Origin of the sequence: Winogradskyella undariae (assembly GCF_013285155.1) — a bacterium.
Classification (GTDB): domain Bacteria; phylum Bacteroidota; class Bacteroidia; order Flavobacteriales; family Flavobacteriaceae; genus Winogradskyella; species Winogradskyella undariae.
This window is the reverse complement of sequence record NZ_JABTEL010000003.1, coordinates 414,746-428,941: the sequence shown is the minus strand read 5'-3', so window position 1 is coordinate 428,941 and position 14,196 is coordinate 414,746. Positions and strand designations below refer to the sequence as shown.

At 32.4% G+C, this 14,196-nt stretch carries 10 protein-coding genes; 3 read left to right on the top strand and 7 right to left on the bottom strand.

Going from position 1 to position 14,196, the window contains the following annotated elements; translation table 11 throughout:
* Positions 1-61: 61 nt before the first annotated feature.
* The 7 genes from porN to HSX10_RS06325 all read right to left on the bottom strand — a co-directional run bounded on the left by porN (position 62) and on the right by HSX10_RS06325 (position 9,727).
* Positions 62-973: a type IX secretion system ring subunit PorN/GldN gene (gene porN, locus HSX10_RS06355; protein ID WP_173587365.1), complete on the bottom strand. Its 912-nt coding sequence runs from the start codon at positions 971-973 to the stop codon at positions 62-64.
* Positions 974-1,034: 61 nt separating this feature from the next.
* Positions 1,035-2,615, bottom strand: coding sequence for a type IX secretion system motor protein PorM/GldM (gene porM / locus HSX10_RS06350; protein WP_173587364.1), 1,581 nt, complete (start codon positions 2,613-2,615; stop codon positions 1,035-1,037).
* A gap of 50 nt (positions 2,616-2,665) precedes the next feature.
* Positions 2,666-3,307 (bottom strand): type IX secretion system motor protein PorL/GldL, encoded by a 642-nt coding sequence (gene porL, locus HSX10_RS06345; protein WP_173587363.1) that lies wholly within the window; start codon positions 3,305-3,307, stop codon positions 2,666-2,668.
* A 78-nt stretch (positions 3,308-3,385) separates the two neighbouring features.
* Positions 3,386-4,732 (bottom strand): T9SS ring complex lipoprotein PorK/GldK, encoded by a 1,347-nt coding sequence (porK, locus tag HSX10_RS06340; RefSeq protein WP_455433257.1) that lies wholly within the window; start codon positions 4,730-4,732, stop codon positions 3,386-3,388.
* A 165-nt stretch (positions 4,733-4,897) separates the two neighbouring features.
* Complete coding sequence (locus HSX10_RS06335; RefSeq protein WP_173587361.1) at positions 4,898-6,064, bottom strand: formimidoylglutamase; 1,167 nt, start codon at positions 6,062-6,064, stop codon at positions 4,898-4,900.
* Positions 6,065-6,070: 6 nt separating this feature from the next.
* Positions 6,071-8,614, bottom strand: coding sequence for a type I DNA topoisomerase (gene topA, locus HSX10_RS06330; RefSeq protein ID WP_173587360.1), 2,544 nt, complete (start codon positions 8,612-8,614; stop codon positions 6,071-6,073).
* Positions 8,615-8,938: 324 nt separating this feature from the next.
* On the bottom strand, positions 8,939-9,727 hold the full coding sequence (locus tag HSX10_RS06325) for a hypothetical protein (RefSeq protein ID WP_173587359.1): 789 nt from the start codon (positions 9,725-9,727) through the stop codon (positions 8,939-8,941).
* A 213-nt stretch (positions 9,728-9,940) separates the two neighbouring features.
* Here HSX10_RS06325 and miaB point away from each other — a divergent pair, with 213 nt between their 5' ends.
* The 3 genes from miaB to HSX10_RS06310 are packed head-to-tail and all read left to right on the top strand — an operon-like array spanning position 9,941 to position 14,094.
* Entirely contained in the window at positions 9,941-11,386 is a 1,446-nt protein-coding gene (miaB, locus tag HSX10_RS06320) for a tRNA (N6-isopentenyl adenosine(37)-C2)-methylthiotransferase MiaB (protein ID WP_173587358.1), read from the top strand.
* Positions 11,387-11,391: 5 nt separating this feature from the next.
* Positions 11,392-12,819: a hypothetical protein gene (locus HSX10_RS06315; RefSeq protein WP_173587357.1), complete on the top strand. Its 1,428-nt coding sequence runs from the start codon at positions 11,392-11,394 to the stop codon at positions 12,817-12,819.
* Between the two features lie 3 nt (positions 12,820-12,822).
* Positions 12,823-14,094 (top strand): sigma 54-interacting transcriptional regulator, encoded by a 1,272-nt coding sequence (locus tag HSX10_RS06310; RefSeq protein WP_173587356.1) that lies wholly within the window; start codon positions 12,823-12,825, stop codon positions 14,092-14,094.
* Positions 14,095-14,196: the final 102 nt, after the last annotated feature.

Below are 14,196 nucleotides of genomic sequence, written 5' to 3'. Positions count from 1 at the left end.
ATTTATAAATAAAAAACGCCCACTTAAAAAGTGGGCGTTTATATCTTTTATGTTAAGCTAATTAATAGCTCCACATATCTTGTTCAAAGTTTCTAATTCTATCCTTGATACGTTCAGATTCTAATAGTTGCATTAATGAATTTTCTGCAACATAATCCTTTACTTCTCTATCACCATAAATATTAGCTTCTTTGTAGATAACTCCACTGAAACGTCTACTATTTAATAAATGATCGAAAGATAATGGCACAGCGCTATTCTTATTGTTGAATGCTTTAGCATCATGAAGAATCTCTCTTATTTCTGGATAAAATACCCAAAATAATCCGATAGGTTCTTTATTAGCTTCATCATCAGAATCAATAAAGTTAACATCTGGTGCTGCAGGAGCAATACCTAATATACGATATTTTAATTCACCTTGACGTTTATCAAAATACCATAATCCTTTTATTAAATAAGAATTAATATCTGCAGGTCCGATCTCTCTACGAATCACATACTCTTCAGGAATTAAAGATGTGTCTGAAACACCTTCGGCGTTCATCCAATCAATTCCTTCATTAGTAATTTCCTCTTTCCTTAATGAAGGAGCAAGATCTTCCATAGTACGTTCTTCTGTAAAGTATGGATCAGCATATACCTTTGGTATAATACCGTCATTAATACTTTGCATTAACACCATGTATAAAGACTTTCTATCTTCACCTAAATTATCTTCTATTGGAAAATATAAAGGAAAGTTAGCGCGTTCATCTAAAACAATCTTTTCCCAAGTCATTTTAGAAAATAAGATATCTCTATCTCCAACATATCCATATTCTAAAGGCTTGTCGTTATCTAGAAGTAACTGGGCTTCAGTTTTCATACCTATTTCTTCAGGTATTTTTGCATTTAGGATATTAGCTTGAGCAAACATAGTGTTTGCGGCTAATACACCTATTCCTATACATAAAAAGCTTTTTAAATTCATCTTATTTTTTATTATAATTTGGGATTTTCTTTTAAGGATAATAACCTATTAAATATTTTAATTAGTTAGAAACCTCTACAGCTATAGGTGATACACCTTTTAAGTTATAACTAGAATTACCTGTAATCTTAGCTTTAATATCAAAGATAGTAACAACATCACCAGAACGTGCTCTACCAATTGCTGATTTAGCTTGGCTATTCATTTTAGTACCTGCAACAATAACTGTTGGTTGACCAGGAACCTTAACTTTAAATGAAGTTACACTTATAGGTAAATCGAATACAAAATCATCCAATTTAGCACCAATTGTACCTATTTCTAGGTTACGTTTAGGTAATTTAACTAAACCATCTTTACCAGAAATAGTACCAGTAGGTTGAGGGATATCTTTAATTCTAAATGTCTTTTTATCACTTGCTGGAGATCCATCGTCTAATGTAGCAGTAACACTAATTGTTACTTCTCTACCAGAACCAGGGTTCATAAGATATTTACCATTACCTGCTGGCTTAAGACCTGCACCTGATGCTCTTACTTTATTGTCAGGAACACCTGCAAAAGAAATAGTCATTGGGTTAGCAACACCACGATAAACAACGTTCATCTTATCTGCAGAAATAGTTGCAGAATTTGGTCTTGGTACCACTACGTATTGACCTGTAAAATCGATTGGTAAATCTTGACCTTTTTCTGAAAAAGTAAACTGACCTTTAATATCATGCTCACCAACATTACCTACTTTAAATTCGATACGTGCAGCTCCTGTAGAGTCAATTGCATTTTCTCTATTTAAATCTAATTCGTCATCTCCAACTTTTAATTTAGTTGGGATTACGTTAGCATACTTACCAAGAACAACTCTACCTGTAAATGTTTCACCTGCAAAAAAAGCATTTTTATCTGGAATTACAATAGCTGTATAGTTCTTCAAAGATGTTACTTCATCTACTGTGTTACCTAAAAACACATTGTAAAGGTTAGCTTCAGTACTTTTAATATCATTCTGCATAGCCGTAAGCTTAGTATATGATGCTACAGCTGGAAAATTCTTAAAATTATACTCTAACCAACTTTGGTTATTACCGTCCTTGTCTTTCATTTCAGCAGTAGTAAAACGGGCTTCAAGTGTTTCTTTCGCTGGATTAAAAGCTACATCTTCACCTAAAACATTTCTAATATCTGATTTATACTTTTCAATTCTAGCAACAAACTCATCACCGTTTTTTGTTAAACGGTCTCCAGTAAACCACGCTTCATCTAATACAGTACCCTTATCCATCTTTTCAGCTGGCAATAGTCCTTTTTCTTTATACTCTTCTGCATATCCGCCTTTGTCCAAAATCATTTTCTTTTGAACTTCTAAAAACGTGTAAAATTCATCAGATAAAGAACTGATCTTTTTCGCATTATTATACGTTACACCAAATTCATTTGGTTTTTCTTCTGCTTGTTTTTCTAAACCTTTTAATAAGGTTGTATTTGAATTTACAGCTAATTCATTTGCGTTTTCAAATTTCTTATCAAAAAGACTAAATGCTGATAATATTTCCTTACTTGCAGTCATTGCAATCATTGCAATAAATACCAAATACATCAGGTTAATCATTTTTTGTCTTGCGGACTGTTTTCCTCCTGCCATTTTCTAATTAGTTTTTAATTATTATTAATTAATATGATTATAAAAACCAATTAGTTTTTGTTCATTGCAGTTAACATACCTCCATAAACACCATTTAAAGATGATAAGTTAGACGCTAATGATTGCATTTGCTCTTTTAATTTAGTTGCATTTTCTACAGCTTCTTCATTAATTGCAGCTTGACGGTTTGCACTATCAACTTGTACTTTATAAAGACTATTTAATGATTCCATTTGTGCAGCAGCTAAAGTCATTTCTTCACTATATTTCTTTTGTGCAGCCATTGAATCTACTGTTGGAGAAATACCTTTTGCAGCACCTTCGAAGTTTTTAATACTATCTCCTAAGCTTGCCATAAGAGCACCATCAATTTTAGCATCTTTTAATAAATTATCTAATTTTTTAGATAACATACCATCAGCTTCTTTTGGCTCTTCAATTGCTTTAACGCTCTTTTTACCTCCTAAAGATTCACCTCCTGCTAATTCTGGGTATACTAATGACCAATCTAAATCATCTCCTTGCTTTTCAAAAGCAGATATAATAAATACAAGCGCTTCTACAACCATACCTAATGTAAGGATAGCTGAACCGTAAGGCCAGTGTTGAATTTTGAATAATGCACCTACAATTACAATTGCTGCTCCTAGTCCATAGACCATATTCATTACTGATAATTTCTTTTTTGCCATGATTTTAAGTTTTTTTGTTTTCTAATGAGCTTGGTTAATTAATACTCATTATGGATTAATATTTAAGTTAAAGTTAAGTTAGTTTGTTGCTGCGTTTTGAGTTACTTCAGTTCCCATATAATCTTGTACGGTTCTGAATCCAATGTAACTTCTTGCAGAATCTGCATATTCGTAATCTCTTGAGCTTACTTGTAAGTAATAAGCAACATCTTTCCAAGATCCACCTCTAACGACTTTACGTGCATTATCAGGATCATTTACATTTGGATTTATTGATGAAGCATATTCATATGATGCAGGATCGTATGAACCATTTACCCATTCTGAAACGTTACCAGCCATATTATATAAATTGAAATCATTAGGATCATAAGAATCCGCTTCAACTGTATATAATGCTTGATCAGCTGCATAATCACCTCTCATTGGTTTAAAGTTTGCCATAAAACAACCTCTGTCATTTTTGGTGTAAGGTCCACCCCAAGGGTAAGTTGCTCCTTGTAAACCTCCACGAGCAGCATACTCCCATTCTGCTTCAGATGGTAATCTATAAGAGTTTACAGCTTGTTGTCCTCTTTTCTTTCTATCTGCATTATGATATTGTGTTCTCCACTGACAAAAAGCTTGTGCTTGTTTCCAAGATACACCTACAACAGGATAATCTCCATAAGCATCATGCCAGAAATAATCATTATGCATTGGCTCATTATAAGAATAAGCAAAATCTCTAATCCAAGCAGTTGTGTCTGGATAAATTTCAACTTCTTGTTGAACAATAACCTCAGAACGTTTTAAACCTCTGTCTTTCGCTGCTTTTTGAATATCCATGTAAGTATACTGGAATTTAAATTGCTTAACATCCCAAGTACGTTGACCATTATAAGATTCTTCTAATGGTAAGTACATACCGTCCATTACTTCTGCATATAATTCATCAGGATACTCATCAGTATTGAAGATTAAATCTGCGTCACGATTAATTTTCCTTTGCTCGTTACCATAGGTATTAACCATATAGCTTTCATAAGCATTAAGATTTTCTGGATCAGCATCTAAATAAGCAAACTCTCCAATATCACCACTACCTGGTGTTTTACCTTCTAAGTCAGCCATTTCAGCTAATTTTAATCTAAGCGTTGAATCTCTTACCCATTCTACAAATTGGCGATACTCGCTATTTGTAATCTCAGTTTCATCCATATAAAATGCACGAACTGTAGCTGTTTTTGTTGGGGCATCTTGTACTCCAGCTAAATCATCATCTGATTTACCCATAATAAATGCTCCTCCAGGTACCAATGTCATTCCATAGGGCTTTTCTGGGTGCCACTGCTTACCTTGTACGCCTACTAATTGTCCACGGTCTCCAGAATTACAACTGGCTACCATAAGTAGTACTGCGGTTAGTAAAATAAACTTCTTAATATTCATAGTAACTCTAGGTTAAATTAGTCCTTATTATTTTTGAGGTCGTAAACATATTTATATATTTCCGAATAAACAACTTTTTTTAAATTTTTTTTGCACTTTACCCTAAAAATAAGCATTTCGTCGATTCAAAAAGTGTTAAAGTCCGACAAAGCGTTTATTTTAGAAGCTATTTTTCTGATATGCCTTATACCAACGCTCTGGAATTTCTCCGTGAGTAGCATTTATATAATCTGAATGCATGCAAGGTAATAACGTATGCTTTTTTAATTTATTATTAACATTTGGCAAAAATGGAATTTCAATCCACCAACGTCCAGTTTTTAGGCTTTTGAAGAAAATTAACTCATCATTCTCAACCAAAACGTTAAATTTCTGATAATGATCTTGATTATGAAAATCATCATCTTTCACACGACAATTAACTCCTTCTATAAAATACCAGATCATTTGAGCAACTAGCATCGAAGTTGCACTGTCATTTTTAGACCCATTGTATTCATAAATCCCAAATGAAGAGACTTTGTTACTTATACCCGCGTATCTACTAATAGCACATATCTCTTTGCCGGAAAAACCATTTGGTGAATATTTTTGGCTGTCACTAACCTCTGAAGCTCTAATAGACTTTAAATCTACGGAAACAATGTGAGCATCTCGCATTAACGGCTCAACTTTACTAATATCTCCAGAAATCTCACCTAAACGATAGGCCTCAAAGTACAATTTTTCTAAAAGATCTATTTCTTCTTGAGAATTAAAATAGGTTTGATAACCAATAGCTGTGTAATTAAAGAGGTTATATGGCTCTTCTACAATCACTTTACCAATGTAACTATTATTTTTAATAGGAAGATTAGCATCCCCTAAATCGAAGTTTGTATCTACACTAACAACGTTTACCATTGGTAATAATTCATCGTAAGCACGATAAGTTGGATAAGTAAGATCTTGACTACCTCCTATGATGATAGGGATAACTCGATTCTCTACCAAACCAGTAATAGCTGTTCGGATAGCAAAATAGGTATCTTCTACAGTTTCTCCTGGTTCTATATCTCCAAGATCGGCAAGTGTGGTATGCCAATTCCCAGGAAATAACGTATAAAGTGTTTTTCGAATTGAATCGAGATTAATAGGATTCCCTATATAATTTACGTCATTTCTATTTTCTAAAACACCTATAATAGCCATCTGTACACCTTCTAAATCAGGTATTCCATTTTGGCGAGAATGGACTTTTATTTTTTTTCCTAGCGCCTGCTGTGCAGTTAGTTCATTATGAGCCAAAACTGCGTCTGACACGGGCTTAAGAAAACTAAAATTCATATCCAATTATTTCTTTTTTACAGTTGTTTTTTTCTTTGCTGCAGTCTTTTTCACCACTTTCTTCTTGGTTGCTTTCTTTTTAGCAACCTTCTTTTTAGGTGCATTTTTTTCGAGTAAAGCAAGCGCTTTATCTAATGTCATTTTAGTAACATCTACCGTTTTAGCTAACTCTAATTTTTGCTTCCCTTTTATGATATTGTGTCTTCCCCATCTTGCTTTCTCAACTCTAACACCTTCATCTTCCCAATTATGGATAACCTTATCAATTTCTTTTTGAATTTTGTCTTCAATTAAAGTTACAATGTCTTCATCAGATAAATTATCCCAATCATATTTTTTATTCACATTGATAAACATATTGTTCCATTTTATAAATGGTCCAAAACGTCCTTTACCTTTAATAACTTCTAAATCTTTATAGATATAAATTGGAGCATCGGCTAACTCTTTTTCTTTAATATAGATTAATGCTTCATCCATTTCTACACTTAAAGGATCAACGCCTTTTGGTAATGAAACAAATTTCTCACCAAATCTTACATAAGGTCCAAAACGGCCATTATTAACTTCAACATCTTCATCTTTATATGTTCCTAAAGCTTTTGGAAGTTTGAATAAATCCATTGCTTCTTCGTAAGTAATAGAATTCAATTGTTGGTCTGGTGACAAACTAGCAAACTTAGGCTTGTCTTCATCGTCCATAGTACCAACTTGCACCATAGCACCAAATTTACCTAAACGAACACTTACTTGACGCCCTGAAACGGGATCAGTACCTAAAATACGTTCTCCTGATTCTCGATCTGCATTTTCTTGAACATCTTTAACATGTGGATGAAAATCCTTATAGAACTCTTTCATCATTTCTCGCCAGTCCTGCTTACCGTCTGCGATATCATCAAAACGATCTTCAACTTTAGCTGTAAAGTTATAATCTAAGATACTTTCAAAATGATTGACTAAGAAATTTGTTACAATAATTCCAATATCGGTTGGTACTAATTTTCCTTTATTAGAACCTGTTTGCTCTGATAATGTATTGTCTTTTATCTTTTGATTTTCAAAAACAAGTTGCTTATATTTTCTTTCATCACCCTCATGCGTTCCTTTTTCAACATAATTTCTATTTTGAATGGTAGAAATTGTTGGTGCATAAGTAGACGGACGTCCAATACCTAGTTCTTCTAATTGCTTAACTAACGATGCTTCTGTAAATCTTGCTGGTGGACGTGTAAAACGCTCCGTTGCTGTGATATATTTATTCTGAAGTGCTTCACCAACTTTTAAATCTGGTAAAATACCTTCTTGTTCTGCATCTTCATCATCTGTTCCTTCTAAATAAACTTTAAGAAAGCCTTCAAAAGTTATGATTTCACCATTTGCAGTAAACTGTTCGCTAACTTTCTTTTTAGCATTAATTTGAACCTTAAGATTGGTACGCTCTAATTTTGCATCACTCATTTGTGAAGCAATAGCACGTTTCCATATTAAATCGTATAATCTTGCTTGATCACGCTCGGCTTTAACGGTATGGTTTGAAAAATCAGTAGGTCTAATCGCTTCGTGAGCTTCTTGAGCCCCTTTTGTTTTTCCTTTATAATTTTTTGGATTACTAAATTCTGATCCGTAAGCTGAAACAATTTCATTCTCAGCTCCTTTTTTAGCTTCATCAGATAAGTTAACACTATCTGTTCTCATGTAAGTAATGAGACCGGCTTCATACAAACGCTGCGCATTAGTCATCGTTCTACTCACCGAATAACCTAATTTACGTGAAGCTTCCTGTTGTAAGGTCGACGTCGTAAATGGTGCTGCAGGTGATTTTTTAGCAGGTTTTTTTTGCAAATCTGCAACCTGATATGAAGCGTCTACGTTATTCTTCAAAAACTGTAAAGCTTCTTCTTCTGAATTAAAATTCTTAGGCAATTTAGCTTTAAATGAATTTCCTTTTTCATTTGTAAATTCTGCATCAACTCTATAAGTAGCTGTTGCTTTAAAAGCTTGTATATCACTCTCGCGCTCTACAATTAAACGTACAGATACAGATTGAACTCTACCAGCCGATAAACCGCCTTTTACTTTTCTCCATAATACAGGAGACAACTCGTAACCTACAATACGATCTAAAACACGTCTTGCCTGTTGTGCATCCACTAAATTATAATCGATACTTCTAGGATTCTCAATAGCTTTATTAATCGCCGTTTTGGTAATCTCATGAAATACAATACGTTTTGTTTTTTCTTTATCTAATTTTAACGTCTCTGCTAAATGCCATGCAATAGCTTCTCCCTCGCGATCCTCATCACTCGCTAGCCATACAATGTCTGCTTTCTTCGCTAAATCTTTTAGTTTTTTAACAACATCCTTTTTATCCTTGGACACTTGATACTTGGGCATAAAATCACCTTCTACATCAACTCCTAATTCTTTAGAAGGAAGATCTGAAATATGTCCAAAACTAGACTCTACTTTATAGTCTTTTCCTAAAAATTTTTCAATAGTTTTAGCCTTTGCAGGTGACTCAACAATAACAAGATTTTTTGACATTCTTAAAATTTTACGTTTACAAATGTATATGAAATTTAAGATACAATCCTAATTTGGTCTTAAATACCATACATTTTATCGTAATTTTTTTTGTTTCAAAATAAAAAAGTCTTTCAAATTAGAAAACTTCAAAATATTGCTTCTCAATATATAATTCATTAATTGAAGTATACGTAATCAACCCGAAACAGCAAAAACACAATTAAATATTATACCCATAGATTAAATTTATTCAGCCTAATAAAATAAACATAGAACTGCATCAATCTATTAATTTTCAATTTTAACAGCACAACAATAGACTAACCCTTATAAAAATATAGGTTATGAAATAGACAATTCATTAATACGTCTTAGCTGCTCATCTTCATCATCGAAACCAACGACTCCTTTATATATAAAATAAGATGGTAGCTGACCGAAAGAAGACGTTATATAAACTCCAAAACCACACATTAAGAATCCTATAACCATAGCTAAAAACCCAGATATAAACATAAGCCCAAATGATAACAGCCATTTTTTATTCCCAAGATCGAAAGCTAATTTTATAATATCTTTAATTGGTAAATCTGGATTAAACGCATAGATAACAACAATAAATGACAAAGGAACTAAAGCATATATTAAAGGAATAAAACACATCATAGCAGATAGTATTGCTATACCTGAAAATGCTAAACTTAATTTAATGGTTTTTCCTAAATATGCTTTTTTCAGAAAATAGAAATAATCGTCTTTTCCTAATTCCTCAAAATCTCTAAGTTTACAAATCCTATAAAATGCCGCTTTTAAAGCAAGCGCAATAGTACTCATTGCTACAATTATAAAAATATAGAAAACAAATATTAGAAGCATCATTAATACACTAAATCCAGTCTCATTGAAAGAATCATAATTATTTGCGGATGTAAAAGCACTCGCAATACCCAGAAATATCATTGGTATATAAATAACCATTATAACAGGAATAGCTAAAACAACATTAAGCAAAAGTGTAACCAATCCTTGCACCCAAACTTTTTTAAATAATTCAATGGATTGATTAAATAGAGTACCAAAATCTAATTCACTTGCTTTATCAATTCTGTTTTTTATTTCTGTAGCGTTCATTTTACCATTTATAATTAAGACTTCAAAAGAACTCTATTTTTTACAGATATTCAAGAAAAAGATTTTACTCACCTGTAATAATCCCAACGGTATTAAAAAATCTTAATTAAATTACAACTGCCACTTTGTCATAATTCACAAAATAGTACTATCTTTGCAATCTTAAATTAGAATTACAAAAAGAAGCTATTCTGTTTTCACAGAACACTAAAGATGGAGAAAATTATAGACGAAAATAAACAAGGTGAATCCTTAATTTTAGATAATAAAGAAGGTAATAAGCGTAAACTTTTTATTGAAAGTTATGGTTGCGCCATGAATTTTAGCGATAGTGAAATTGTTGCTTCTATTCTATCAGAACAAGGATTTAACACCACACAAACACTTGAAGAAGCCGATCTTGTATTAGTAAATACTTGCTCTATTAGAGATAAAGCCGAACAAACTGTTAGAAAAAGATTACAAGAATACAATGCTATAAAACGTATTAACCCCAAAATGAAAGTTGGTGTTTTAGGCTGTATGGCAGAACGTCTAAAAACTAAATTCTTAGACGAAGAAAAGATTGTAGATTTAGTTGTTGGCCCTGATGCCTATAAAGATTTACCTAATTTATTAGCTGAAGTAGATGAAGGTAGAGACGCTATAAACGTTATACTTTCTAAAGAAGAAACTTACGGAGATGTTTCGCCTGTAAGATTAAACAGTAACGGAATTACAGCTTTTGTTTCTATTACACGGGGTTGTGATAATATGTGTACATTCTGTGTTGTTCCTTTTACAAGAGGAAGAGAACGCAGTAGAGATCCACAAAGTATTATTGAAGAAGTAAACGATTTATGGTCTAAAGGATTTAAAGAAATTACACTTTTAGGACAAAACGTTGATAGTTACCTATGGTACGGAGGTGGTTTAAAAAAAGATTTTGATAACGCTTCTGATTTCCAAAAAGCAACAGCTGTTAGCTTTGCTAATCTTTTAGAATTATGTGCTAAAGCACAACCAAAAATGCGTATTAGATTTTCAACCTCTAATCCTCAAGATTTCACTCTGGACGTTATTGAAACCATGGCGAAATATGATAATATTTGTAAACACATTCACCTACCTGTACAAAGTGGTAGCGATCGTATTCTAAAAGAAATGAATCGTTTACATACACGAGAAGAATACTTTGAACTTATAGATAATATTAAACGTATAATTCCTGAATGTTCAATTAGTGTCGATTTAATCGCTGGTTTCCCAACTGAAACTGAAGAAGATCACCAAGATACGCTATCTTTAATGGATTACGTAAAATATAATTTTGGTTACATGTTTACCTATTCTGAACGTCCTGGAACTTTAGCTGGTCGTAAAATGGAAGATGATGTACCAGAAAACATTAAGAAACGTCGTCTTAAGGAAATTATCCTATTAGAACGAAAGTATAGTGAAATGAATACGCGAGCACACGTTAATAAAACCGTAGAAATTTTAATTGAAAAAGCATCTAAAAAATCCGATTTACAATGGTCTGGAAGAACCTCTGATAATACGGTTGCTGTCTTCCCAAAGGAACATTATAAAATTGGAGATTTAGTTAACGTACTTATTACAGATTGTACAAGTGCTACGCTTATCGGAAAAGCTATTGATTATTCAAAGCATAATTAAAAGACATGAAAAAAATAGTTTTATTTTTTTGCCTACTGATGCTAGTCACAGCTTGTCAAACTGATGATTCTAATGAAGGTGTAGAGCAAATAAACCCAGATGATCTAGATGGAGATGGTGTAACAAACCAGCAGGAAGCAGTAGATAATACCGACCCTAATAATCCTTGTGATTTTTTAATGAATAGTCAATATTATCCTTCTGTCTCAAATACATGGAAGAATCATGACTGTGATGGAGATGGTGTAAGCAACTGGAAAGAATTAGACCCAGATGGAAATGATACTGTTGAAGATAATGGTACAAGTCCTCTTCAAGATTGCTCATTTATTTTTGAAGATCAAACCTTAGAACCTTCTTCTAATTGGCTAAATAGCGATTGTGACTTTGATGGAGTAACTAATGCCCAAGAAATTATTGATGGCACTGATCTACTTAATCAATGTGATTTCGTTTACGCTAATCAAGATTCAGAGCCTGCATTATCATGGTTACTATATGTAGATTGTGACAATGACGGCATAAACAATGGTAGAGAGATTGAAGATAATACAGATCTATTAGACCCGACTGATTTTAATGGTGCAGGGACTAAATTAAAAGAAGTATTCACAGGAACTTATGGTACTTATCATAGAAAATTTTCTTTCACCAATGAAGGAGAACGATTTAATGAAACTACATTCCCTTCTAATGGTTTAGTATATCACAAGCATTATTACGATAATGAAGGATATCTAACACAAATATTTATTGCAGACGATCAAGATATAAATATATATTACACCTATACGAATAATAAAATTTCTAATGTTTTAAAAACCCAAACATATCAAGATGACTACAGCTATAGTGTTGTTTACGAAGAAAATATAATTTACACATATGATGGTACACAACCACCAGGTCTTTTTACTAAAAAACTTATTTTAAATAACGAAGGTGTCCTAGTTTCAATGGAACGGTATACAAGAGTAAATGACAATACTGCACATTATACCTTACAAGTTTTTGAGTATGATTCTAATTTTGAAAACTTATTATCCACTAGTTCAGAAAGAATTTTAGGTTATAATATTGACACAGAACAAACTTATTCTTTAGATCCAAATAATTATATCATTTCTGAAACAACATTTACTTACAATCAAGAAGGTGTTTTAAACCCATTTGATGACTCATATCAAAATATTTATACAAATATGATTTTAGATTATGGAGATTCAATATATACTGACTTAAGTAATTTTTTCTTTTTTGGAAAAAAATTAAGGACTTCTTTTAGCACTACCTCTGAATTTGGTTCGATTACCGAATCTAGTGCTAGAAATTATGAAGCTACTTATATACAAGAAAATGGTCTATCAACAAGAATAACGAACGAAAACCCATATAACCCTGGCATTACGTCAATGGATTTATATTATGAATAGCATATGGAAAACATACAAGCCATAAAACAACGTTTCGGCATTATAGGAAACGACCAAAAACTTAATCGCGCAATAGAAAAAGCGATACAAGTATCTCCTACTGACATTTCCGTACTTGTTACTGGAGAAAGTGGTGTGGGTAAGGAAAGTATTCCTAAAATAATTCATCAATTATCACATAGAAAACACGGTAAATATATTGCTGTTAACTGTGGAGCTATACCAGAAGGTACAATTGATAGTGAATTATTTGGGCATGAAAAAGGAGCTTTTACAGGTGCCACATCTACCCGATCTGGTTATTTTGAAGTTGCCGATGAAGGAACTATTTTTTTAGATGAAGTTGGAGAACTTCCATTAACAACACAAGTGCGTTTACTACGTGTTTTAGAAAATGGCGAATTTATAAAAGTAGGTTCTAGTAAGGTTCAAAAAACAAATGTTAGAATTGTAGCAGCTACAAACGTTAATATGTTTGAAGCCATAAAAAAAGAAAAATTTAGAGAAGATCTATATTATAGACTAAGTACTGTTGAAATCAATTTACCACCACTAAGGGATCGTAAAGAAGATATTCATTTATTGTTTAGAAAATTTGCTAGCGACTTTGCTCTTAAATATAAAATGCCAACTGTAAAGTTAACAGACGAAGCAGTTGTTTCACTTTTAAAATATCGCTGGAATGGTAATATTCGTCAATTACGAAATGTAGCCGAGCAAGTTTCTGTTTTAGAACAAAACCGGACCATTAATGGTGTTACACTTCAAAATTATTTACCAAATAACAACAATAACCTACCCGCTGTAGTTAATAACTCAAAATCTGAAAGCGACTTTAGTAGTGAGCGAGAAATTTTGTATAAAGTTTTATTTGACATGAAGAGTGATCTTAATGATCTAAAAAAACTCACCATGGAACTCATGAAAAAAGGAAGTGATACTGATGTCCAAAAAGAAAACGAGCATTTAATTCAGAAAATTTACGGTGAGGAAAAAGATGAAGAATTTGAAGCAGCTGTTGAAGATTTAGAAGTTTTATCAATACCAGAACATACACATACAGACAGATCTGAAGAAACTATTTCAAGTTTTGAGGACAAATACGATTTTGCTGAAGAAATTGAAGAAGAGGAAACATTATCCTTGCACGATAAAGAGCTAGAGTTAATTAAAAAATCTTTAGAACGCCACAGCGGAAAACGTAAATTAGCAGCTGCTGAGTTAGGCATAAGTGAACGAACTCTTTATAGAAAAATTAAACAATTTGATCTTTAAGATAAGTTTACAATCTTAATAACACTAAAAAAATCTTAATTCAGTTTAATATAAAGTTGATTTAAGAAACAATAAAATTCTTAAGCATATATCTCTAAAAGA

Coding starts and splice junctions, on each gene's coding strand:
- porN (WP_173587365.1), bottom strand. CDS start 973: ATGAATTTAAAAAGCTTTTTATGTATAGGAATAGGTGTATTAGCCGCA.
- porM (WP_173587364.1), bottom strand. CDS start 2,615: ATGGCAGGAGGAAAACAGTCCGCAAGACAAAAAATGATTAACCTGATG.
- porL (WP_173587363.1), bottom strand. CDS start 3,307: ATGGCAAAAAAGAAATTATCAGTAATGAATATGGTCTATGGACTAGGA.
- HSX10_RS06335 (WP_173587361.1), bottom strand. CDS start 6,064: ATGAATTTTAGTTTTCTTAAGCCCGTGTCAGACGCAGTTTTGGCTCAT.
- topA (WP_173587360.1), bottom strand. CDS start 8,614: ATGTCAAAAAATCTTGTTATTGTTGAGTCACCTGCAAAGGCTAAAACT.
- HSX10_RS06325 (WP_173587359.1), bottom strand. CDS start 9,727: ATGAACGCTACAGAAATAAAAAACAGAATTGATAAAGCAAGTGAATTA.
- miaB (WP_173587358.1), top strand. CDS start 9,941: ATGGAGAAAATTATAGACGAAAATAAACAAGGTGAATCCTTAATTTTA.
- HSX10_RS06315 (WP_173587357.1), top strand. CDS start 11,392: ATGAAAAAAATAGTTTTATTTTTTTGCCTACTGATGCTAGTCACAGCT.
- HSX10_RS06310 (WP_173587356.1), top strand. CDS start 12,823: ATGGAAAACATACAAGCCATAAAACAACGTTTCGGCATTATAGGAAAC.